Here is a 20,256-nt window from a genome sequence, read left to right as displayed (position 1 = left end):
AGAGCGTACTGGGCAGCCCGCCGCAGGTGCTGGTCGAGCAAGGCAGCAATGCGTCGGCCATGCGCTACCCGTATCCGACCGCCAACCCCAACTGGCGCCTGGAATTCGGCCCAGGGCCGCTGTTCCAGCCGCCGTTTGCCTGGAGTGCACTGGGCCTGATGATGCTTGCCGCGGCGATCGCCATCGGCTGCGCCGCGCTGGCGGTGCGTCTGGCCCAACGCCAACTGTATGCACGCATCGAGGCCGACGCGCGGCAGCTTGAGCAGTTGCTCGAGGAGTTGTCCGGCGGCAAGGCGGTCAAGGCGTTCGGCCTGAGCCTGGCGCCCCTCAACGGCCTGGCACAAGGCCTGGCGCGCCTGTCCCTGCGCGAGGGCGCCGCGCGTCCGGCCGACAGCAGCACGGCCGCGCCTGCGCCTGCGCCGGTCGTGGACGACTGGACCAATCCGATCTTCCAGGACATCGACATGCTCGAGCTCGACGCCACCGACCCTGTCGTCGAAGCGAGCGACATGCCGCCGGCGCTGCCCCACGGCATCTTTCGCGCCTATGACATTCGCGGCATCGTCGGCAGCACCTTGAATGCCGACACCGCCTATTGGGTGGGCCGTGCCGTCGGCGCGCAAAGCCTGGCCATGGGCGAGGCCAACGTCAACGTCGGCCGCGACGGGCGCCTGTCCGGCCCCGAGCTGGTGCAGCCGTTGATCCAGGGCCTGGTCGACGCCGGTTGCCACGTCAGCGACGTGGGCCTGGTGCCGACACCTGCGCTGTACTATGCCAACCACGTGCTCACCGGCCGCTCCGGCGTGATGCTCACCGGCAGCCACAACCCGCCGGACTACAACGGCTTCAAGGTAGTGGTCGCCGGCGACACGCTGGCCAACGAACAGATCCTGGCCCTGCACCAGCGCCTGCTGCATAACGACCTCAGCCAGGGCCAGGGCAGCGTCGAGAAGGTCGAGATCCTGGAGCGCTATGTGGCGCAGATCCGCGATGACATCGTTCTCACCCGCCGACTCAAGGTCGTGGTCGACTGCGGCAACGGTGCCGGTGCCGTGGTAGCGCCGCAGCTGATAGAGACCCTGGGCTGCGAAGTGATCCCGTTGTTCTGCGAGGTCGACGGGCGTTTCCCCCATCATCATCCAGACCCGAGCAAGGCTGCCAACCTGCAGGCGTTGATCGCCAAGGTCAGCGAAACGGGCGCCGACCTGGGCCTGGCCTTCGATGGCGACGCGGACCGTGTGGGCGTGGTCACCAACACCGGCCGCATCATCCATCCTGATCGCCTGCTGATGCTGTTCGCGCGCGACGTGCTGTCACGCAACCCCGGCGCCGACGTGATCTACGACGTCAAATGCACGCGCCGCCTGGGCCCGCTGATCAAGGAACACGGCGGCCGCCCGGTGATGTGGAAGACCGGGCACTCCCTGATCAAGAAAGAAATGAAGCGCACCGGCGCGCTGGTGGCCGGGGAAATGAGCGGGCACATCTTCTTCAAGGAACGCTGGTTCGGCTTCGACGACGGCATCTACAGCGCTGCACGGCTGCTGGAAATCCTCAGCCGCGAACACCTCAGTGCCGAAGACGTCTTCGCCGCATTCGCCGATGATGTGTCGACGCCCGAGCTGAACATTGCGGTGACCGAAGACAGCAAATTCGGCATCATCGACGCCCTGCACCACGGCGCTCAGTGGGGTGACGCCCAGCTCACCCTCATCGACGGCGTGCGAGTGGACTACCCTAGAGGCTGGGGCCTGGTCCGCGCCTCCAACACCACCCCCGTGCTGGTGACGCGTTTCGAGGCCGAAGACGCCGAGGAACTCGAACGAATCCAGGGCGTCTTCCGTACCCAGTTGTTGAAAGTCGCACCCGATCTGCACCTACCGTTCTGACCACTTGTTTCACTGGAGCCCCGCATGACCCTCGAACGTGATGCCGCCACCAACGTCGCCAAGGTATTGTCCGAAGCGCTGCCCTATATCCGCCGCTTCGTCGGCAAGACCCTGGTGATCAAGTACGGCGGCAACGCGATGGAGAGCGAGGAGCTCAAGACCGGTTTCGCCCGCGACATCGTGCTGATGAAGGCTGTGGGCATCAACCCGGTGGTGGTGCACGGCGGCGGACCGCAGATCGGCGACCTGCTCAAGCGCCTGTCCATCGAGAGCCATTTCGTCGACGGCATGCGCGTCACTGACGCCCAGACCATGGACGTCGTGGAGATGGTGCTCGGTGGCCAGGTCAACAAGGATATCGTCAACCTGATCAACCGCCACGGCGGCAGCGCCATCGGCCTGACCGGCAAGGACGCCGAACTGATCCGCGCACGCAAGCTGACGGTCACCCGCCAGACCCCTGAAATGACCAAGCCGGAGATCATCGACATCGGCCACGTCGGGGAAGTCAGCGGGGTCAATACCGATCTGCTGAACATGCTGGTCAACGGTGACTTCATCCCGGTGATCGCGCCCATCGGAGTGGGTCCGGATGGCGAGTCCTACAACATCAACGCCGACCTGGTGGCCGGCAAGGTGGCCGAGGCACTCAAGGCCGAGAAGTTGATGCTGCTGACCAACATCGCGGGTTTGATGGACAAGGAAGGCAACGTGCTGACCGGCCTGACCACCGAGCAGGTATCGGGGCTGATCGCCGACGGCACCATCTACGGCGGCATGCTGCCCAAGATCCGTTGCGCGCTGGAAGCGGTCCAGGGTGGCGTGACCACTTCGCACATCATCGACGGCCGCGTCCCCAATGCTGTGCTCCTGGAAATCTTCACGGACAGCGGTGTCGGCACCCTGATCAGCAACAAGAAGATCGGTTGACCTGACCGCGCGGTGCATCAGAAGCACCGCGACGACCGCCGACGCGGCTCGCGCCGCTGCCACTAAATCCTGATCGCCTGTAACGACGGAACTCACGATCCCTGTAGCAGCGGCGCAAGCCGCGTCGGCAGTGCACGCGGTGTTTCGGGAAAAACGCGGTGAGGCCCGACGCGGTTACAGCGGGGATTCGAGAAGCTTGACCAACTGGGTTCGCTGCTGGGCGAACCCGGCGTCTGCTTCGCTGCGTGTCTGCTGCAGTTTGGCGATTCGCGCTTGGGCGTCGATGATCTGAGCCTGCACATCACGCAACTGGTCGAGCATCGATGTCGACACTTCCTGACCCGCCCGTTCCTGCGCCGCCGCCTGCCCCTGCAGTGTGGTCTGCTGACCCTGCAAGGTCTGCACGTTCGCCGTGGCCACGGCAATCAGGGCATCGATCTCAGCCCTGCGACGAGCACTGGCCTTGTCCAGCTCTTCCAGCGATGGATAACGGTCGAGCAACTGCGCATCGGCCTGCGACTGCACCTGGGCTTGTTGCTTGAGGCGTATCTCTTCGGCAGTCGGCGCGGGTGGCACGGTCTGTACCACCCGACCGCTCTGGTTGAGCACCTGATAGCCCTTGCCCACGTACTCAGGCGGTACGCCCTGGCGATCCAGCACCGTCACGCCGCGGCTATCGACATAGCGATAGAGCAGCATGACCGGTGCCTGCGCGGCGACGGCCACGATCGGCAGCAGGCCGAACGCTGCGATCACCACTGCCCGCCAGCGCACGTGACTAGATACCGTACTGCGCACGATAGGCTTCGACCGCCGGCAGATGCTGCTTGAGCTGCGCGTCGTCGGCGAGGAATTCCAGCACCTGGTTCAGCGAAACGATGCTGACCACGGGCACGCCGAAGTCACGTTCCACTTCCTGGATGGCCGACAGCTCGCCGTTGCCACGCTCCTGGCGATTGAGGGCGATCATCACCCCTGCCGCGGTCGCGTTCTGCTGCTGGATGATCTGCATGACTTCACGGATGGCCGTACCGGCGGTGATCACGTCGTCGATGATCAGCACGTTGCCGGCCAGGGGCGAACCGACCAGGCTGCCGCCTTCGCCATGCGCCTTGGCTTCCTTGCGGTTGAAGCACCAGGGTATGTCCAGCTGGTGCTTTTCGGCCAGTTGCACCGAGGTCGCGGCCGCCAGGGGAATACCCTTGTAGGCGGGTCCGAACAGGACGTCGAAAGCAATGCCGCTGTCGACGATGGCTGCGGCATAATAGCGCGCCAGTTCGGCCAGTGCGGCACCGGTATTGAACAGGCCGGCATTGAAGAAATAAGGACTGGTACGCCCTGATTTCAGGGTGAATTCGCCGAAACGCAGAACGCCTCGATCAATTGCAAAACGAATGAAGTCGCGCTGATAGGCCTGCATCGAAAAAGTCCCGGATACCACGGATTTAGCTAATTAGGTAGAGCTCGGGTATCATACACGCACAAGATTTTTGGGGCCATGTATGCGGATCATCAGTGTGAACGTCAATGGTATTCAGGCGGCAGTCGAGCGCGGGTTGCTCAGTTGGCTGCAGGCCCAGAATGCCGACGTCATCTGCTTGCAGGACACCCGTGCTTCCGCCTTTGAACTGGACGACGCCGCCTTCCAACTGGACGGCTACTTCCTTTATGCGTGCGATGCAGAAGTTCCAGCCCAGGGTGGTGTGGCGCTGTACTCGCGGTTGCAACCCAAGGCGGTCATCAGTGGGCTGGGCTTCGAGACAGCCGACCGCTACGGGCGTTATCTGCAGGCAGATTTCGATAAACTCAGTATTGCCACCTTGCTGCTGCCTTCGGGCATGAACGGCGATGAAGACTTGAACCAGAAGTTCAAGCTCATGGACGACTTCGGCAAGTACCTCGACAAGCAACGGCGCAAGCGTCGCGAATACATCTACTGTGGTTCGCTGTATGTTGCGCAGCAGAAACTCGACATCAAGAACTGGCGCGACAGCCAGCAGTCGCCCGGCTTCCTGGCGCCCGAGCGGGCCTGGATGGACGAAATCGTCGGCAACATGGGCTACGTCGATGCGTTGCGCGAAGTCAGTCGCGAAGGCGACCAGTACAGCTGGTGGCCCGACAACGAACAGGCCGAGATGCTCAACCTGGGCTGGCGCTTCGACTACCAGCTGCTGACCCCAGGTCTGCGACGCTTCGTGCGCAGCGCGCGCCTGCCGCGCCAGCCTCGCTTTTCCCAGCACGCGCCACTCATCGTGGACTACGACTGGACCCTGACGATCTGATCGCCAGGCACAAAAAAGCCGACCTTGCGAGGTCGGCTTTTTTGTGGGTTTCTTGCAGAGCTTGGACACTGTGGGAACGGTGAATCAGACAGACCGCATGCACCGCCGACGCGGCTCGCGCCGCTGCTACAAAAGCACCGCAATCCCCTGTGGGAGCGGGGCGGGCGGCGAGCCCTCTGCCCGCGAATGCAGGCCCCTGCGGTTGGTCTGATGCACCGCAGTGTCTGCATTCGCGGGCAGAGCCCGCTCCCACATAAAGCCAGTCCTACAAAAAGCCCGCCTCACAGAGAATCCTCATCCACAGAGGCTTGCGTCACTCGGCCAGGGCAGCTTTCTGCAGGGCGAAGATTTCCTCCATGCCCTGCTGGGCCAGTGCCAGCATGGCGTTGAGGTCGGCCGGCTGGAACGGCGCGCCTTCGGCGGTGCCCTGCACTTCGATGAAGCCACCGGTGCTGGTCATCACCACGTTGAGGTCGGTCTCGGCAGCGGAGTCTTCCAGGTAGTCGAGGTCCAGGACCGGTTCGCCCTGGTACATGCCCACCGACACGGCAGCAATCATTTGCTTGAGCGGATCGCCGCCCTTCAGGCCGCCGCGCTTCTTGACCATCTTCAAGGCATCGACCAACGCCACCATGGCACCAGTGATGGACGCGGTTCGCGTACCACCGTCGGCCTGGATGACATCGCAGTCGACGTACAGCGTGATGTCGCCCAGCTTGCTCATGTCCAGCGCTGCACGCAGCGAGCGGCCGATCAGGCGCTGGATTTCCAGGGTACGGCCGCCTTGTTTGCCACGGCTGGCTTCACGCTGGTTACGGTCGCCGGTGGCGCGCGGCAGCATGCCGTATTCGGCGGTCAACCAACCCTGGCCCTGCCCCTTGAGGAAGCGCGGCACGCCGTTTTCGACGCTGACGGTGCAGATCACCTTGGTGTCGCCGAACTCTACCAAGACAGACCCTTCGGCGTGCTTGGTGTAGTTGCGAGTGATGCGGATCGAGCGGAGCTGATCGGCGGCGCGACCACTTGGACGTTTCATCGGGATACCTGTACTGGACTCAAATCTGGCGGGCATTATAGGGCGTTCGACCATGAATTGCCCGTCCCGCCCCCGCAGATCGCGCCAGCATTGGGAGCCGGCGCCAGGTTGCGCTACAATCCCGCGCCTCGATTCATCGTCCATCGTCTGCGAGGTTTCTCCCCCATGGTGCACAGCATGACCGCCTTCGCGCGTTGCGAACGAGCCGCGGCCCAAGGCACCCTGAGCTGGGAGCTGCGCTCGGTCAACCATCGCTATCTGGAACCGCATCTGCGCCTCCCCGAAGCCCTGCGCGACCTCGAAGGTTCGGTGCGCGAAGCACTGCGCCAGGGCCTGTCGCGCGGCAAGGTCGAATGCACCCTGCGCTACACCGAGGACACCAGCGGCCAACCCTTGCAGGTCGATCGCGAACGCGCCACGCAACTGATAGCCGCCGCCGAGACCGTTGCCGCCCTGATCAAGCAGCCTGCCGCGCTCAACCCGCTGGAAGTGCTGGCCTGGCCCGGCGTGCTGGTGGCCGACGCCAGCGATCCCCAGGCTCTGAGCACGGCGGCCAACGAACTGTTCGCCCAGGCGCTGACCGAACTCAAGAATGGCCGCGTGCGCGAAGGCGCCGAACTGGCCCGGCTGATCAACGACCGGCTCGACGCCATGAGCTGCGAGGTCGCCACCTTGCGCAGCCTGGTGCCGCAGATGCTCAGCGCGCAACGGCAGAAGATCCTCGACCGCTGCGCCGACCTGCAGGCCGAACTCGACCCGCAGCGCCTGGAGCAGGAAATGGTCCTGCTGGCACAGAAAAGCGATGTGGCCGAAGAACTCGACCGCCTGACCACCCACGTCACCGAAGTGCGGCGCGTGCTCAAGGCCGGCGGCGCCGCCGGCCGACGCCTGGATTTCCTCATGCAGGAACTCAACCGCGAAGCCAACACCCTGGGCTCCAAAGCCTTCGACCCACGCAGTACGCAGGCTGCCGTCAACCTCAAGGTGTTGATCGAGCAGATGCGTGAACAAGTGCAGAACATTGAGTAAGGCCACCCTTTCATGACCCACAGCACCGGCACCCTTTACATCGTTTCGGCTCCCTCGGGCGCGGGCAAGACCAGCCTGGTCAAGGCCCTGATCGACGCCCAGCCATCCATTCGCGTCTCGGTCTCGCACACCACCCGCGCCATGCGTCCGGGCGAGGTCTGTGGGGTGAACTATCACTTCGTCGACCGCGAGACCTTCATCGACATGATCGGCCACGGCGACTTCCTGGAGCAGGCCGAAGTGTTCGGCAACCTCTACGGCACGTCCCAGAGCCATCTGCAGCAGACCCTCGACGAAGGTCACGACCTGATCCTGGAAATCGACTGGCAAGGCGCCGAGCAAGTGCGTCGGCTGATGCCCTCGGCACGCTCGATCTTCATTCTGCCGCCTTCGCAACTGGCGCTGCGCCAGCGTCTGACCAACCGCGGTACCGACAGCGACGAGATCATCGAGACGCGCATGCGCGAAGCGGTCAGCGAGATGAGCCACTACGTCGAATACGACTACCTGATCATCAACGACGACTTTGCCTCGGCCCTGGAAGACCTCAAAGCGGTGTTTCGCGCCAACCGCCTGCAGCAGCAGGCACAGCAGCAAAAGCACGGCGCTTTGCTGGCCGAACTGCTCGCCTGAAAACAAAGCTTCCCTAAACGCTGGTGATTTTTTAAACTATCGAGTCCGCTCGCCCATCCGGGCCGCGCGCATAATCGCATTTGCTACGAGGAAGACCATGGCCCGCGTAACCGTTGAAGACTGCCTAGAACACGTGGATAACCGTTTCGAGCTGGTCATGCTCTCCACCAAGCGCGCTCGCCAGCTGGCGACCGGCGGCAAAGAGCCGAAAGTGGCGTGGGAAAATGACAAGCCTACCGTGGTAGCCCTGCGTGAAATCGCCGAAGGCCTGATCGACTATGCTGCTATCGCTGAAGCTGAAATCGTTGAAGACGAACCCCTCTTCGCAGCGTTCGAAGACGAGGCCAACGAGGCCGTCTAAGTCCATGCCTGGTCGACGCTGTACGGCGCGAGGTTCTATCCCACATCGGCAGGAGGTTTCCCCTTGCCGAGCATAGACGCCCTCGCCGATCGCTTATCGACCTACCTCGGCAAGGAACAGGTCAACCTGGTCCGCCGAGCGTACTTCTACGCCGAACAAGCCCACGACGGCCAACGCCGTCGCAGCGGCGAAGCCTACGTCACGCACCCGCTGGCGGTGGCAGGCATTCTCGCCGACATGCACATGGACCATCAGAGCCTGATGGCGGCCATGCTGCACGACGTGATCGAAGACACCGGTATCGCCAAGGAAGCACTCAGTGCCCAGTTCGGCGAAACCGTGGCCGATCTGGTCGACGGGGTCAGCAAGCTGACCCAGATGAACTTCGAGACCAAGGCCGAGGCCCAGGCGGAAAACTTCCAGAAGATGGCCATGGCCATGGCCCGCGACATCCGCGTGATCCTGGTCAAGCTGGCCGACCGCCTGCACAACATGCGCACCCTCGAAGTGCTGTCCGGCGAGAAGCGTCGGCGCATCGCCAAGGAAACCCTGGAAATCTACGCGCCCATCGCCAACCGGCTGGGCATGCACAACGTGCGCGTCGAATTCGAGGACCTGGGCTTCAAGGCCATGTACCCGATGCGCTCGGCGCGCATCTACCAGGCGGTCAAGCGTGCCCGCGGCAACCGCAAGGAACTGGTCAACAAGATCGAAAATTCCCTGGCCCATTGCCTCTCGGTGGATGGTATCGAGGGCGATGTCAGCGGCCGCCAGAAGCACATCTATGGCATCTACAAGAAGATGCGCGGCAAGCGCCGTGCCTTCAACGAGATCATGGACGTGTACGCCTTCCGCATCGTGGTCGACAAGGTCGACACCTGCTACCGCGTGCTGGGCGCCGTGCACAACCTGTACAAGCCCCTGCCAGGCCGCTTCAAGGACTACATCGCGATCCCCAAGGCCAACGGCTACCAGTCGCTGCACACCACCCTGTTCGGCATGCACGGCGTACCGATCGAAATCCAGATCCGCACCCGTGAAATGGAAGAGATGGCCAACAACGGCATCGCTGCCCATTGGCTGTACAAGTCCAGCGACGACGAACAACCCAAGGGCACCCATGCCCGGGCCCGTCAGTGGGTCAAGGGTGTGCTGGAAATGCAGCAACGTGCCGGCAACTCGCTGGAATTCATCGAGAGCGTGAAGATCGACCTGTTTCCGGACGAGGTCTACGTGTTCACGCCCAAGGGCCGCATCATGGAGCTGCCCAAGGGTTCCACGGCGGTGGACTTTGCCTATGCGGTGCATACCGACGTGGGCAACAGCTGCATCGCCTGCCGCATCAACCGACGCCTGGCCCCACTGTCCGAGCCACTGCAGAGCGGTTCGACGGTGGAAATCGTCAGCGCACCCGGCGCACGCCCCAACCCGGCCTGGCTCAACTTCGTGGTCACCGGCAAGGCCCGCACCCATATTCGCCATGCCCTGAAGCTGCAACGCCGCTCGGAATCGGTGAACCTGGGCGAACGTCTGCTGAACAAGGTGCTCAACGGTTTCGACAGCGCGCTGGACAAGATTCCCGCCGAGCGCGTTCAAGCCATGCTGGCCGAGTACCGCCTGGAGCTGATCGAAGACCTGCTCGAAGACATCGGCCTGGGCAACCGCATGGCCTATGTCGTGGCGCGACGCCTCCTGGCGACCGATGGCGGCGAGCAGTTGCCCAGTCCCGAAGGGCCGCTGGCCATTCGCGGTACCGAGGGCCTGGTGCTCAGCTATGCCAAATGCTGCACGCCCATCCCCGGCGATCCGATCGTGGGTCACCTGTCGGCGGGCAAGGGCATGGTGGTTCACCTGGAAAACTGCCGCAACATCAGCGAAATCCGCCACAACCCGGAAAAGTGCATCCAGCTGAGCTGGGCCAAGGACGTCACCGGCGAGTTCAATGTCGAGCTGCGTGTGGAGCTCGAACACCAGCGCGGCCTGATCGCGTTGCTGGCCAGCAGCGTCAACGCCGCCGACGGCAACATCGAGAAGATCAGCATGGACGAACGCGATGGCCGCATCAGCGTGGTCCAGCTGGTGGTCAGCGTGCACGATCGCGTCCACCTGGCCCGCGTCATCAAGAAACTGCGCGCCCTGGCTGGCGTCACCCGCCTCACGCGCGTGCGTGCCTAAGGCGCGGAACCTTCATTTCAAGGAGCTGTTCATGACCAAGACCGTAATCACCAGCGACAAGGCCCCGGCTGCCATCGGTACCTACTCCCAGGCCATCAAGGCAGGCAATACCGTCTACATGTCCGGCCAGATTCCACTGGACCCTACCACCATGGAGCTGGTCGAAGGCTTCGAGGCTCAGACCGTGCAGGTGTTCGAGAACCTCAAGTCAGTGGCAGAGGCTGCCGGCGGTTCGTTCAAGGACATCGTCAAGCTCAACATCTTCCTGACCGATCTGAGCCATTTCGCCACCGTCAACGAAGTGATGGGCCGCTACATTCCAGCAGCCTTACCCTGCCCGCGCCGCCATTGGCGTCGCTGCCCTGCCCAAGGGCGCGCAGGTTGAAATGGACGCTATCCTGGTCATCGAATAAGCCGCCCCGCGCGCTGCGGCAATCGTCTGCAGCGCCATTCGCCAGCAAGGACTTCCTTCATGCGTCACGCGCTCGCCCTATCTCTGGCCGCCCTGCTTCTGGGCGGCTGCGCCAGCCACGAAAACGTCGATCCCAACGGCGTCTGGATCAATCAGAAAGCCATCGATGCCGCCGCCAAGGGCGCAAGCCTGCGCCAGGCGTTGTTGGCCAACGGCCCGACACTGGAATGGTCGATCGACACCGTGGCCGGTCAGGCTCGTTTCAGCAATGGCTTCGAAGAGGGTGAAGGCAAGCTGGTACCCCAGGCCGATGGCCAGTTCAAGGTGGACTTCTACGGCAACGGTGAAGACACCCTGAAAATCGACGGCGCTACCCTGCAACAAGCAGCGAGCGATAACACCCCGGTGCAAACGTTCAGCAAGTCGGCCACCCCGGCGCGTGCGGACACGCCGGTGGGCGCGACCTTCGAGCAGGCGCTGTACACCGCCTACATGGGCGGCGACTGGAAAGTCGTCGAGGGCCCGGGCCAGGGCGGCGTGGCTCATTTCCTGCCCGACGGACGCATCGATGGCCTGGCGGGCCTGGATCGCTACGCGTTGTGCCTGGCGGGTGACTGCGCGGCCATGAGCGGCGAGTTCGACAGCATGTGGCTGGAACAGCAACAGCGCGGCAATGCCTTCATCTTCCGCCGCAAGGGCAATCAGCTGGAAATCCTCCAGGCGCTCAACCAGGCCCAGGACGATGAAATGCCCAACCTGGTCCCCGGCACCCGGCGCTGGTTGCTCAGCAAGTAGCACCGGGACGAGGCGAGGCTACCGGCTCAGCAAGGCCGCATACCCTTCCCGATAGGTGGGGTACTGCGGCGTCCAGCCCAATGCGCGTGCACGCGCATTGCTGCAGCGCTTGGAACCGGTGCGGCGTATGCTCTGGGTCTGCGAGCGCTGGGTGACGCCCAGGTACGTGCGCAGCCAATCCACCACCTCGTGCAATGGGGCCGGGGCATCGTCGACGCCTATGTAGCAGTCATCCAGCCCGACGCCACGAGCATCCGCTTCCAGCAGAAACGTCAAAAGCCCTGCGGCATCGTCGGCATGAATGCGGTTGCCGTACAGCGGCGGCTGCGACGCGACCTGATAACCCTCGCGTACCTGCCCAGCCAGACGCTCGCGACCGGGCCCATAGATGCCGGTCAGGCGCACGACGGTCGCCGGTTCAGGCGCGCTCAATGCCAGTTGCTCGGCTTCGAGCATCAGGCGCCCGGAAAACCCGCTGGGCGTTACCGGCGAGGTCTCATCGACCCATTCCCCTTCGCTCTGTCCATACACGCTACTGCTGGACACGAAGAACAGGCGCCTGGGCGTCTGCCGGTGCTCTGCCAGCCAGCTCAATACATGGCGCAAGCCGTCGACATAGGCGGCTTGATAGCCCGGCTCGTCGTGTTGCGTGGCGGCCACGCAATACAGCAGGTAATCCACGGGCTCGCGTGGCCAGGCCTCGGGGCACTGCGCCTGGTGCAGGTCGGCAGCGACGCCGAGCACACCGTCAGGCAACTGCTCGATGTGCCGACGCAGACCGTGCACGCGCCAGTTCGACGCCAGCAGGCGGCGTGCGACGCGGCTGCCGATATCGCCGCAACCGGCGATCAATACAGTGGGTGAAGTCATGCGCAAGGCTCCTGAAAGTCAGGCACCGAGCCTACCCTTAGCCGAGGTTTTGCGGCCAGCGGTATTAAATAAGTTACATTATTACTTTTGCTAACAAGAATTACTTGCAATAATACCGCCCCAATCTGTTCTCGGCCTTTCGCGAGGCCTTGAAGAACGTGCCCCCTTTTCTTTCTCTTCTCAGGTCCGGCCAGCATGATTCGCAAACACCCTTCCGCTTCGCCAAGCCAGCCACGCGCGTGGAGTGCCATCGCAGCGTTGCTGCTGGGCCTGGCCATCGCTCCGCTGACATTCGCCGACGCCACTGCGCCGAGCAATGCACCTGCCAGTAACGCGACTGCAGCGCCTGGGCAAGCCGCACCGGCATCGCAGCCCGCCGCCACACCTGCACCGAGCGCCGAGCAACCCGCGCCGGCCGAGCAGGCGCTGGTCGAAGACACCACCCTGGGCATGGGTCACGACCTGTCGCCGTGGGGCATGTACCAGAACGCAGACATCGTGGTGAAGGCCGTGATGATCGGTCTGGCCATCGCCTCGATCATCACCTGGACCATCTGGATCGCCAAGGGCTTCGAGCTGCTGGGCGCCAAGCGTCGCCTCAAGGGTGAAATCGCCGCGCTGAAGAAAGCCGCCACCCTCAAGCAGGCGAGCGAAACCGCGTCGCGCAAAGGCACTCTGGCCAACCTGCTGGTACACGATGCCCTCGAAGAGATGCACCTGTCGGCCAACGCGCGCGAACGTGAAGGCATCAAGGAGCGGGTCAGCTTCCGTCTCGAGCGTCTGGTCGCCGCCTGCGGTCGCAACATGAGCATGGGCACCGGCGTGCTGGCCACCATCGGTTCCACCGCGCCCTTCGTCGGCCTGTTCGGCACCGTGTGGGGCATCATGAACAGCTTCATCGGCATCGCCAAGACCCAGACCACCAACCTCGCCGTCGTCGCACCCGGCATCGCCGAAGCCCTGCTTGCCACCGCACTGGGCCTGGTTGCGGCCATCCCGGCAGTGGTCATCTACAACGTCTTCGCCCGCTCCATCGCCGGCTACAAGGCGCAGGTCTCGGACGCTTCGGCACAAGTGCTGCTGCTGGTCAGCCGTGACCTCGATCACCAGCCAGGCGAGCGCGCAGCTCAGCCGCAGATGGTCAAGGTGGGCTGACCTATGGGCCTGCACCTGAACGAAGGCGGCGATGATCTCGCCGAGAACCATGAAATCAACGTGACGCCGTTCATCGACGTCATGCTGGTGCTGCTGATCATCTTCATGGTCGCAGCCCCCCTGGCGACGGTGGACATCAAGGTCGACCTGCCCGCCTCGACCGCCAAGCCGGCGCCGCGGCCCGAAAAGCCGGTGTTCCTCAGCGTCAAGGCCGACCAGAACCTGTACGTGGGCGACGACAGGGTCGAGCGCACGCAGCTGGGCCAGATCCTCGACGCCAAGACCCACGGCAACAAGGACACGACCATCTTCTTCCAGGCCGACAAGGGCGTGGATTACGGCGACCTGATGGAAGTGATGAACACCCTGCGCGGCGCGGGCTACCTGAAGGTAGGCCTGGTCGGCCTCGAGACGGCAGCCAAGCAATGATCACGACGCGCCAGAAAACGACGCGTTATGTTGCCAGCCTGGCGGTCGTCCTCGGCGTGCACGCTGCGGCCATCGTGGTTGCCCTGAACTGGCCCGCGCCGCAGCCCATCGAGCTGCCGCCGCAGGCCATGATGGTGGAGATGGCGCCGCTGCCCGAACCTGCGCCCCCTCCGCCACCACAGGTCGTCACGCCGCCGCCACCGCCCGAGCCGGTGGTCGAGGATCCATTGCCCAAGCTGGCCGAAGCGCCCAAGCCGACCATCTCGGTGCCCAAGCCGACGCCGCCCAAGCCCAAGCCCAAACCGCAGCCGCCCAAGGTCGAGAAGAAGCCCGAGCCGCCCAAGGAGCAGCCGCCAGCCGAGCAGACCGTGGACAGCCGTCCGGCGCCGCCACAACCGGCCAAGCCGGCAGCGCCTGCGCCCAGCCCGCCGTCCAACAGCAATGCGTTGCCCAGCTGGCAGGGCGATCTGCTGCGCCATCTGGCCAAGTACAAGAAGTATCCGGAGGACGCGCGTCGTCGCGGCATGACCGGGGTCAACCGCTTGCGCTTCGTGGTGGATGCCGAAGGCCGTGTGTTGTCGTATTCCCTGGCAGGAGGTTCGGGCAGCGCGGCACTGGACCGCGCGACCATGGAGATGATCCGTCGAGCGCAACCGTTTGCCCAAGCCACCGGCCGAGATTCTGGTCAATGGCAGCCTGGAAGTGGTCGCGCCCTTCGTTTACTCGCTGGACAAACGCTGATTCGCATAATTTGATGCGTTTCAGCGCCGTTGATAACGTGCGTCTATCGGTTGCAGCCGCTATGCTGGGCTCGCAACTTCATGGACGCACGTTATGACCCTCACAGAATTGCGCTACATCGTTACCCTGGCTCAGGAGCAACACTTCGGCCACGCGGCCGAGCGCTGCCATGTCAGCCAGCCCACCCTCTCGGTCGGTGTCAAGAAGCTCGAGGACGAGCTCGGCGTGCTGATCTTCGAGCGCAGCAAGAGCGCCGTACGCCTGACCCCCGTTGGCGAAGGCATCGTGGCTCAGGCGCAGAAAGTGCTCGAGCAGGCCCAGGGTATCCGCGAACTGGCTCAGGCCGGCAAGAATCAGCTCACCGCACCGCTCAAGGTCGGCGCCATCTATACCGTCGGCCCGTACCTGTTCCCACACTCCTCATTCCGCAACTGCACCGCGTGGCGCCGCAGATGCCGCTGTACATCGAGGAAAACTTCACTCACATCCTGCGCGACAAGCTGCGCAATGGTGAGCTGGACGCGGTGATCATCGCCCTGCCGTTCAACGAAGCCGATGTACTGACCTTGCCGCTCTATGACGAGCCGTTCTACGTGCTGATGCCTGCGGATCACCCCTGGACGCGCAAGGAAACCATCGATTCGGGCCTGCTCAACGACAAGAGCCTGCTGCTGCTGGGTGAAGGTCACTGTTTCCGAGACCAGGTTCTGGAAGCCTGCCCGACCCTGACCAAGGGCTCGGAAGGCGCCAAGCACACCACCGTCGAATCCAGTTCGCTGGAAACCATTCGGCACATGGTTGCGTCCGGCCTGGGTGTTTCGATCCTGCCGTTGTCGGCCGTCGACAGCCATCATTATGCGCCTGGCGTCATCGAAGTCCGGCCACTGACCCCACCGACCCCGTTCCGCACCGTGGCGATCGCCTGGCGCGCCAGCTTTCCCCGGCCCAAGGCCATCGAGATCCTCGCCGATTCGATCCGTCTGTGTTCGGTGGCCAAGCCGGTGGGCCGCGACGCGCCATGACCGAGCTGGCTCAGGTATCGGTCACTGCGCTCAAGGGCGTGGGCGAGGCGATGGCGGAAAAACTCGCCAAGGTGGGTCTCGAAAACCTCCAGGATGTGTTGTTCCACCTGCCCCTGCGCTATCAGGACCGCACCCGGGTAGTCCCGATCGGGGCGTTGCGCCCTGGCCAGGATGCGGTCATCGAGGGGGTGGTCAGCGGTGCCGACGTGTCCATGGGCAAGCGCCGCAGCCTGTTGGTGCGCCTGGGCGATGGCAGTGGCTCGCTGAGCCTGCGCTTCTATCATTTCAGCAATGCCCAGAAGGAAGCGCTCAAGCGCGGCACACATGTGCGCTGCTATGGCGAAGCACGGCCCGGCGCCTCGGGACTTGAGATCTACCACCCCGAATACCGCGTCCTGACCGGGGAGCAGGACATCCCGGTCGAGCAGAACCTGACGCCCATCTACCCGACCACCGAAGGCCTGACCCAACAGCGTTTGCGCCAGTTGTCGCAGCAGGCCCTCGACCTGCTGGGGCCGCGCAGCCTGCCCGACTGGTTGCCGCTGGAGCTGGCGCGCGAGCACCAACTGTCCCCTCTGGATGAAGCGATCCGCTACCTGCACCGCCCGCCGCCGGATGCCGACCTCGAAGAGCTTGCGGTGGGTCATCACTGGGCCCAGCACCGCCTGGCTTTCGAAGAGCTGCTGACCCATCAGCTGTCCCAGCAGCGTCTGCGTGAAAGCCTGCGCGCCCAACGCGCGCCTGCCCTGCCCATGGCCCGGGACCTGCCAGTGCGCTACCTGGACAACCTGGGGTTTGCGCCCACCGGTGCCCAACGTCGGGTGGGTGCGGAAATCGCCTACGACCTGAGCCAGCCCGAGCCGATGCTGCGCCTGGTGCAAGGCGACGTCGGTGCCGGCAAGACCGTGGTGGCGGCCCTGGCCGCCTTGCAGGCACTGGAGGCGGGCTATCAGGTGGCGCTGATGGCGCCGACCGAGATTCTCGCCGAGCAGCACTTCATCACCTTCCAGCGCTGGCTCGAACCGCTGGGCATCGAAGTGGCCTGGCTGGCCGGTAAGCTCAAGGGCAAGGCACGGGTCGGCGCACTCGAGCGTATCGCCGGCGGCGCGCCGATGGTGGTGGGTACCCACGCCCTGTTTCAGGCCGAGGTGCAGTTCGCCCGGTTGGCCCTGGTGATCATCGATGAGCAACACCGCTTCGGCGTCCAGCAACGCCTGGCGTTGCGGCAGAAAGGTGTGGGCGGAACGATGTGTCCGCACCAGCTGATCATGACCGCTACGCCGATCCCGCGGACGTTGGCGATGAGTGCCTACGCCGACCTCGACACCTCCGTACTCGACGAGCTACCGCCCGGGCGTACGCCGGTCAACACCGTGCTGGTGGCCGACAGCCGCCGCCCAGAGGTGGTGGAGCGGGTACGCGCCGCCTGCGCCGAAGGCCGCCAGGCCTATTGGGTCTGCACCTTGATCGAGGAGTCCGAAGAGCTCACCTGCCAGGCCGCGCAAAGTACTTTCGAAGAGCTTACCCTGGCCTTGGGTGAGCTGCGGGTCGGGTTGATCCACGGACGCATGAAGCCTGCCGAAAAGGCCGAGGTCATGGCCTGGTTCAAGGCCGGCGATCTGCAACTGCTGGTGGCCACCACCGTGATCGAAGTCGGGGTGGATGTGCCCAATTCCAGCCTGATGATCATCGAGAACCCGGAGCGCCTGGGGCTCGCCCAGCTCCATCAGCTGCGCGGACGCGTCGGTCGCGGTAGCGCCGCCAGCCACTGCGTATTGCTCTACCACCCACCCCTGTCGCAGATCGGTCGGGAACGGCTGGGCATCATGCGCGAAACCAACGACGGCTTCGTGATTGCCGAAAAGGACCTGCAACTGCGTGGTCCCGGCGAGATGCTGGGGACCCGGCAAACGGGCCTGCTGCAGTTCAAGGTTGCCGACCTGATGCGCGACGCCGACTTGCTGCCGGCGGTGCGCGAAGCGGCCCAGGTGCTCATCGAACGCTGGCCCGGCCATGTCACCCCGCTGCTCGAGCGCTGGCTGCGGCATGGGCAACAATACGGTCAGGTCTGAAGCACCCCAGAAACTTGTGTGATACAGGTCTCGGTTTCCTGGGCAAGCTGAGTATACTGAGGCGAATGTAGGACAATGGATGCAGACCATGAATGAACTTGCGCTGGAAGCCGTCACTTCGCCCGTCCCCGCCGTGATCCAGAAGATGCTCAACGATTCGGGCATCGCCTGGACGGCGGTGGATGCGCGACGGGTGACCGCCGCCGATGCCGGCCGCACGATCCAGGCGGTTCTGCTGGCCGATGAAGTCGGGGCACTCATGGTGCTGTTTCCGCAGAGTCAGTTGCTGGACCTGAACCGCTTGACCGAGCTGACCGGGCGCAAGCTCGCGGCCGTGTCCGAGGAGCGCCTGACCACGATGCTGGGCAAGCATAAGCTGGCCCTGCTGCCAGGCCTGCCGATCCTGACCAGTTCGCCCTGCCTGTACGACGAGCGCTTGCTGCTCGAACCGACATTGCTGGTCAGCTCCGGTGAACCCGGCGGGTGGCTCGAACTTGGCGGCGATGATTTCCGCAAGATGCTGACCAAGGCCAGTTCCGGCGCCTTTGGCCAACCCTTGGCCAATGTGCGTCCCAACCTGGATCGTCCCGATGACGACGGTCAAGAAATCACCCGCGCAGTGCAGAACTTCACCGCACGGCGTATCCAGCAGCGCCTGGAATCGACCATCGAGATTCCTCCCCTGGCGACCACGGCGCAGAAGATCATCAAGCTGCGGGTCGACCCCAACGCCACCATCGACGACATCACCGGCGTGGTCGAGACCGATCCGGCGCTGGCCGCGCAGGTGGTCAGCTGGGCCGCATCACCTTATTACGCCTCACCCGGCAAGATTCGTTCGGTGGAGGACGCCATCGTTCGCGTGCTCGGTTTCGATCTGGTGATCAATCTGGCGCTGGGTCTGGCCTTGGGCAAGACCCTGAACATGCCCAAGGACCAGCCGCGCCACGCCACGCCACACTGGCATCAGTCGATCTACGTGGCCGCGGTGATCGAGGGCCTGACCCGGGCCATGCCTCGGGCCAGCCGTCCGGAAGCGGGCCTCACCTACCTCGCCGGCTTGTTGCACAACTTCGGCTATCTGCTGCTCGCCCACCTGTTTCCACCGCACTTCCAGCTGATCTGCCGTCATCTCGAGGTCAATCCGCACCTGCAGCATGATTTCATCGAGCAGCATCTGCTGGGCGTGACGCGAGAGCAGATGGGCGCCTGGCTGATGCGCTACTGGGAAATGCCGGAAGAACTCAGCACGGCGCTGCGGTTCCAGCATGATCCCAACTACACCGGCGAGCACGCCGCCTATGCCAACCTGGTGTGCCTGGCCATTCGCCTGTTGCGCAGCCGCGGCATCGGCAGCGGCGATCAGCACATTCCGGATGCCTTGTTCGAGCGCCTGGACCTGAGCCGAGACAAAGCCGAAGCGGTAGTCAGTAAAGTGCTGGAAGCCGAAGCGCTGCTGCGCGAGCTGGCCCACCAGTTCGACTGACAGGTGCGCGGCGAGCTCAGCGCTTTCTGGGCTTGAGGTATTTCATCGCGCCCTGGAACCACACGACCAGCGCCGGATTGCCTTTGATCTGGATGTGCTTGTCCTGAATGCCCTGCATGAACGCCAGCTGTTTGTTGCTGGCCTGCAGGGTGTCGTAGCCGTATTTGGCGTCCTTGAAGGCAATCGCGAAGGCCGGCTGTTCCACGCTGCCGCTGCGGCTGCTCACCCGTTGATCGCGGACGATGAAGTGCCGCGCGATCTTGCCGTCCAGTGTCTGTAACTGAAACACCAGGTCCTTGTCCTTGAGCTGCTGGGCGAAGGCTGGGTTGTTGCGGCTGGCGCGGGCCATCATCAGGCCCATGGCCCAGAGCAGGAAGCGGAATTTCATGGCGAAGTCTCGGCGCGGGAAAGTGGCGGCGAGTGTACCGGCAATGCCTCGGTCACGGCAGTCCGGCTACGGCGGGGCAGGCTATCTGGCCGTTATGGCGGCAGGTATGTCGCAGGCACCCGGCGGACCGGGTGCCATGGCGGGCGGCGCTCAGCAGCGCGGTGCCGGGTGCATCAGTTCACACTGTCCTTGAGAAACTTCCCAGGCTTGAAGGCGACGGTATTGCTGGCCTTGATCTTCACCGGCTCGCCGGTCTGCGGATTCTTGCCGGTGCGGGCGCCGCGGTGGCGTTGGATGAAGGTGCCGAAGCCCACCAGAGTGACACTGTCCTTGCGGTGCAGTGCGCCGGTGATTTCTTCGAGTACGGCATTCAAGACGCGGTTGGCCTGTTCCTTGGTCAGGTCCGCTTTTTCAGCAATGGCATCTACGAGCTCTGGTTTACGCATGGTGAAGCCTCTTATGGCGGTTTTTGTTTTTATTGGCGACTGCCTGGTGGACGGCAACGCCCAACTCGCCGCAGGCTCTACGCTGCGGCAGACGGAGTGAGAATG

20 protein-coding genes and 2 pseudogenes are annotated in these 20,256 nt (G+C 63.9%); 16 read left to right on the top strand and 6 right to left on the bottom strand.

Translation table 11 applies throughout. From position 1 onward, the window contains the following. The first annotated feature begins 509 nt into the window (after positions 1-509). Both ABMD26_RS12080 and argB read left to right on the top strand, forming a co-directional pair. Positions 510-1,889: a phosphomannomutase/phosphoglucomutase gene (locus ABMD26_RS12080; protein WP_240050037.1), complete on the top strand. Its 1,380-nt coding sequence runs from the start codon at positions 510-512 to the stop codon at positions 1,887-1,889. Positions 1,890-1,913: 24 nt separating this feature from the next. Beyond that, positions 1,914-2,819, top strand: a complete 906-nt coding sequence (gene argB, locus ABMD26_RS12075; protein ID WP_049860364.1) for an acetylglutamate kinase — start codon at positions 1,914-1,916, stop codon at positions 2,817-2,819. Positions 2,820-2,993: 174 nt separating this feature from the next. On the opposite strand, the gene ABMD26_RS12070 is transcribed toward argB, so the two are convergent. Further along, a complete protein-coding gene (locus tag ABMD26_RS12070) occupies positions 2,994-3,518 on the bottom strand; it encodes a DUF4124 domain-containing protein (protein ID WP_244636505.1) in 525 nt (174 codons plus the stop codon). Positions 3,519-3,597: 79 nt separating this feature from the next. Then, a complete protein-coding gene (gene pyrE, locus ABMD26_RS12065) occupies positions 3,598-4,239 on the bottom strand; it encodes an orotate phosphoribosyltransferase (protein ID WP_090361486.1) in 642 nt (213 codons plus the stop codon). An 82-nt stretch (positions 4,240-4,321) separates the two neighbouring features. Here pyrE and crc point away from each other — a divergent pair, with 82 nt between their 5' ends. Next, positions 4,322-5,101 (top strand): catabolite repression control protein Crc, encoded by a 780-nt coding sequence (crc, locus tag ABMD26_RS12060; protein ID WP_043192186.1) that lies wholly within the window; start codon positions 4,322-4,324, stop codon positions 5,099-5,101. 313 nt (positions 5,102-5,414) lie between these two features. Here the strand turns inward: crc and rph are convergent, their stop codons facing one another. Then, positions 5,415-6,137, bottom strand: coding sequence for a ribonuclease PH (gene rph / locus ABMD26_RS12055; protein WP_049860367.1), 723 nt, complete (start codon positions 6,135-6,137; stop codon positions 5,415-5,417). A 165-nt stretch (positions 6,138-6,302) separates the two neighbouring features. Here rph and ABMD26_RS12050 point away from each other — a divergent pair, with 165 nt between their 5' ends. The 7 genes from ABMD26_RS12050 to ABMD26_RS12025 all read left to right on the top strand — a co-directional run bounded on the left by ABMD26_RS12050 (position 6,303) and on the right by ABMD26_RS12025 (position 11,542). Continuing rightward, entirely contained in the window at positions 6,303-7,166 is an 864-nt protein-coding gene (locus ABMD26_RS12050) for a YicC/YloC family endoribonuclease (protein WP_134722157.1), read from the top strand. 12 nt (positions 7,167-7,178) lie between these two features. Then, positions 7,179-7,799, top strand: coding sequence for a guanylate kinase (gene gmk, locus ABMD26_RS12045; RefSeq protein WP_049860369.1), 621 nt, complete (start codon positions 7,179-7,181; stop codon positions 7,797-7,799). A 97-nt stretch (positions 7,800-7,896) separates the two neighbouring features. Next, a complete protein-coding gene (gene rpoZ, locus ABMD26_RS12040; RefSeq protein WP_043192179.1) occupies positions 7,897-8,160 on the top strand; it encodes a DNA-directed RNA polymerase subunit omega in 264 nt (87 codons plus the stop codon). 63 nt (positions 8,161-8,223) lie between these two features. Beyond that, on the top strand, positions 8,224-10,335 hold the full coding sequence (gene spoT, locus ABMD26_RS12035; RefSeq protein WP_122743009.1) for a bifunctional GTP diphosphokinase/guanosine-3',5'-bis pyrophosphate 3'-pyrophosphohydrolase: 2,112 nt from the start codon (positions 8,224-8,226) through the stop codon (positions 10,333-10,335). A gap of 31 nt (positions 10,336-10,366) precedes the next feature. Then, positions 10,367-10,720, top strand: coding sequence for a Rid family detoxifying hydrolase (locus tag ABMD26_RS12030; RefSeq protein ID WP_502948342.1), 354 nt, complete (start codon positions 10,367-10,369; stop codon positions 10,718-10,720). Then, entirely contained in the window at positions 10,698-10,748 is a 51-nt protein-coding gene (locus tag ABMD26_RS22235) for a hypothetical protein (protein WP_502948343.1), read from the top strand. The genes ABMD26_RS12030 and ABMD26_RS22235 overlap by 23 nt, the downstream gene beginning before the upstream one ends. A gap of 59 nt (positions 10,749-10,807) precedes the next feature. Then, positions 10,808-11,542: a hypothetical protein gene (locus ABMD26_RS12025; RefSeq protein ID WP_122743010.1), complete on the top strand. Its 735-nt coding sequence runs from the start codon at positions 10,808-10,810 to the stop codon at positions 11,540-11,542. Between the two features lie 18 nt (positions 11,543-11,560). Here ABMD26_RS12025 and ABMD26_RS12020 read toward each other — a convergent pair whose 3' ends face one another. After that, positions 11,561-12,412, bottom strand: coding sequence for an SDR family oxidoreductase (locus ABMD26_RS12020; protein WP_320523272.1), 852 nt, complete (start codon positions 12,410-12,412; stop codon positions 11,561-11,563). Positions 12,413-12,607: 195 nt separating this feature from the next. On the opposite strand from ABMD26_RS12020, the gene exbB reads away from it, so the two are divergent. The 6 genes and pseudogenes from exbB to ABMD26_RS11990 all read left to right on the top strand — a co-directional run bounded on the left by exbB (position 12,608) and on the right by ABMD26_RS11990 (position 19,317). After that, the gene (exbB, locus tag ABMD26_RS12015) at positions 12,608-13,567 is read left to right on the top strand and encodes a tonB-system energizer ExbB (RefSeq protein WP_354309709.1); all 960 of its coding nucleotides are present in this window, start codon (positions 12,608-12,610) and stop codon (positions 13,565-13,567) included. Between the two features lie 3 nt (positions 13,568-13,570). Beyond that, the gene (gene exbD, locus ABMD26_RS12010) at positions 13,571-13,996 is read left to right on the top strand and encodes a TonB system transport protein ExbD (protein ID WP_134722068.1); all 426 of its coding nucleotides are present in this window, start codon (positions 13,571-13,573) and stop codon (positions 13,994-13,996) included. Beyond that, positions 13,993-14,737 (top strand): annotated as a pseudogene (locus ABMD26_RS12005) (energy transducer TonB). Before exbD ends, ABMD26_RS12005 begins: the two are co-directional and overlap by 4 nt. A 93-nt stretch (positions 14,738-14,830) precedes the next feature. Continuing rightward, positions 14,831-15,759, top strand: a pseudogene (locus ABMD26_RS12000) (hydrogen peroxide-inducible genes activator). Then, positions 15,756-17,831 carry an ATP-dependent DNA helicase RecG gene (gene recG, locus ABMD26_RS11995; RefSeq protein WP_354309707.1) on the top strand — a complete coding sequence of 692 codons (2,076 nt, stop codon included), beginning with the start codon at positions 15,756-15,758 and terminating at the stop codon, positions 17,829-17,831. The pseudogene ABMD26_RS12000 and the gene recG overlap by 4 nt, the downstream one beginning before the upstream one ends. Before the next feature lie 88 nt (positions 17,832-17,919). Further along, the gene (locus ABMD26_RS11990) at positions 17,920-19,317 is read left to right on the top strand and encodes an aminoacyl-tRNA deacylase and HDOD domain-containing protein (RefSeq protein WP_134722070.1); all 1,398 of its coding nucleotides are present in this window, start codon (positions 17,920-17,922) and stop codon (positions 19,315-19,317) included. 16 nt (positions 19,318-19,333) lie between these two features. Here ABMD26_RS11990 and ABMD26_RS11985 read toward each other — a convergent pair whose 3' ends face one another. Together ABMD26_RS11985 and ABMD26_RS11980 are read right to left on the bottom strand one after the other, a co-directional pair. Beyond that, positions 19,334-19,705 (bottom strand): hypothetical protein, encoded by a 372-nt coding sequence (locus ABMD26_RS11985; protein WP_049860379.1) that lies wholly within the window; start codon positions 19,703-19,705, stop codon positions 19,334-19,336. A 173-nt stretch (positions 19,706-19,878) separates the two neighbouring features. Then, a complete protein-coding gene (locus ABMD26_RS11980) occupies positions 19,879-20,151 on the bottom strand; it encodes an HU family DNA-binding protein (protein ID WP_049860380.1) in 273 nt (90 codons plus the stop codon). Positions 20,152-20,256 lie beyond the last annotated feature (105 nt).

The sequence above is a fragment of the Pseudomonas sp. PvP001 genome (assembly GCF_040546375.1).
Lineage (GTDB): Bacteria > Pseudomonadota > Gammaproteobacteria > Pseudomonadales > Pseudomonadaceae > Aquipseudomonas > Aquipseudomonas coleopterorum.
Note: the sequence above shows the minus strand (reverse complement) of the source record. Positions and strands in the feature narration are given on the sequence as shown.

Coding starts and splice junctions, on each gene's coding strand:
- ABMD26_RS12080 (WP_240050037.1), top strand. CDS start 510: ATGCCGCCGGCGCTGCCCCACGGCATCTTTCGCGCCTATGACATTCGC.
- argB (WP_049860364.1), top strand. CDS start 1,914: ATGACCCTCGAACGTGATGCCGCCACCAACGTCGCCAAGGTATTGTCC.
- ABMD26_RS12070 (WP_244636505.1), bottom strand. CDS start 3,518: ATGCTGCTCTATCGCTATGTCGATAGCCGCGGCGTGACGGTGCTGGAT.
- pyrE (WP_090361486.1), bottom strand. CDS start 4,239: ATGCAGGCCTATCAGCGCGACTTCATTCGTTTTGCAATTGATCGAGGC.
- crc (WP_043192186.1), top strand. CDS start 4,322: ATGCGGATCATCAGTGTGAACGTCAATGGTATTCAGGCGGCAGTCGAG.
- rph (WP_049860367.1), bottom strand. CDS start 6,137: ATGAAACGTCCAAGTGGTCGCGCCGCCGATCAGCTCCGCTCGATCCGC.
- ABMD26_RS12050 (WP_134722157.1), top strand. CDS start 6,303: ATGGTGCACAGCATGACCGCCTTCGCGCGTTGCGAACGAGCCGCGGCC.
- gmk (WP_049860369.1), top strand. CDS start 7,179: ATGACCCACAGCACCGGCACCCTTTACATCGTTTCGGCTCCCTCGGGC.
- rpoZ (WP_043192179.1), top strand. CDS start 7,897: ATGGCCCGCGTAACCGTTGAAGACTGCCTAGAACACGTGGATAACCGT.
- ABMD26_RS12030 (WP_502948342.1), top strand. CDS start 10,367: ATGACCAAGACCGTAATCACCAGCGACAAGGCCCCGGCTGCCATCGGT.
- ABMD26_RS12025 (WP_122743010.1), top strand. CDS start 10,808: ATGCGTCACGCGCTCGCCCTATCTCTGGCCGCCCTGCTTCTGGGCGGC.
- ABMD26_RS12020 (WP_320523272.1), bottom strand. CDS start 12,412: ATGACTTCACCCACTGTATTGATCGCCGGTTGCGGCGATATCGGCAGC.
- exbB (WP_354309709.1), top strand. CDS start 12,608: ATGATTCGCAAACACCCTTCCGCTTCGCCAAGCCAGCCACGCGCGTGG.
- exbD (WP_134722068.1), top strand. CDS start 13,571: ATGGGCCTGCACCTGAACGAAGGCGGCGATGATCTCGCCGAGAACCAT.
- recG (WP_354309707.1), top strand. CDS start 15,756: ATGACCGAGCTGGCTCAGGTATCGGTCACTGCGCTCAAGGGCGTGGGC.
- ABMD26_RS11990 (WP_134722070.1), top strand. CDS start 17,920: ATGAATGAACTTGCGCTGGAAGCCGTCACTTCGCCCGTCCCCGCCGTG.
- ABMD26_RS11985 (WP_049860379.1), bottom strand. CDS start 19,705: ATGAAATTCCGCTTCCTGCTCTGGGCCATGGGCCTGATGATGGCCCGC.
- ABMD26_RS11980 (WP_049860380.1), bottom strand. CDS start 20,151: ATGCGTAAACCAGAGCTCGTAGATGCCATTGCTGAAAAAGCGGACCTG.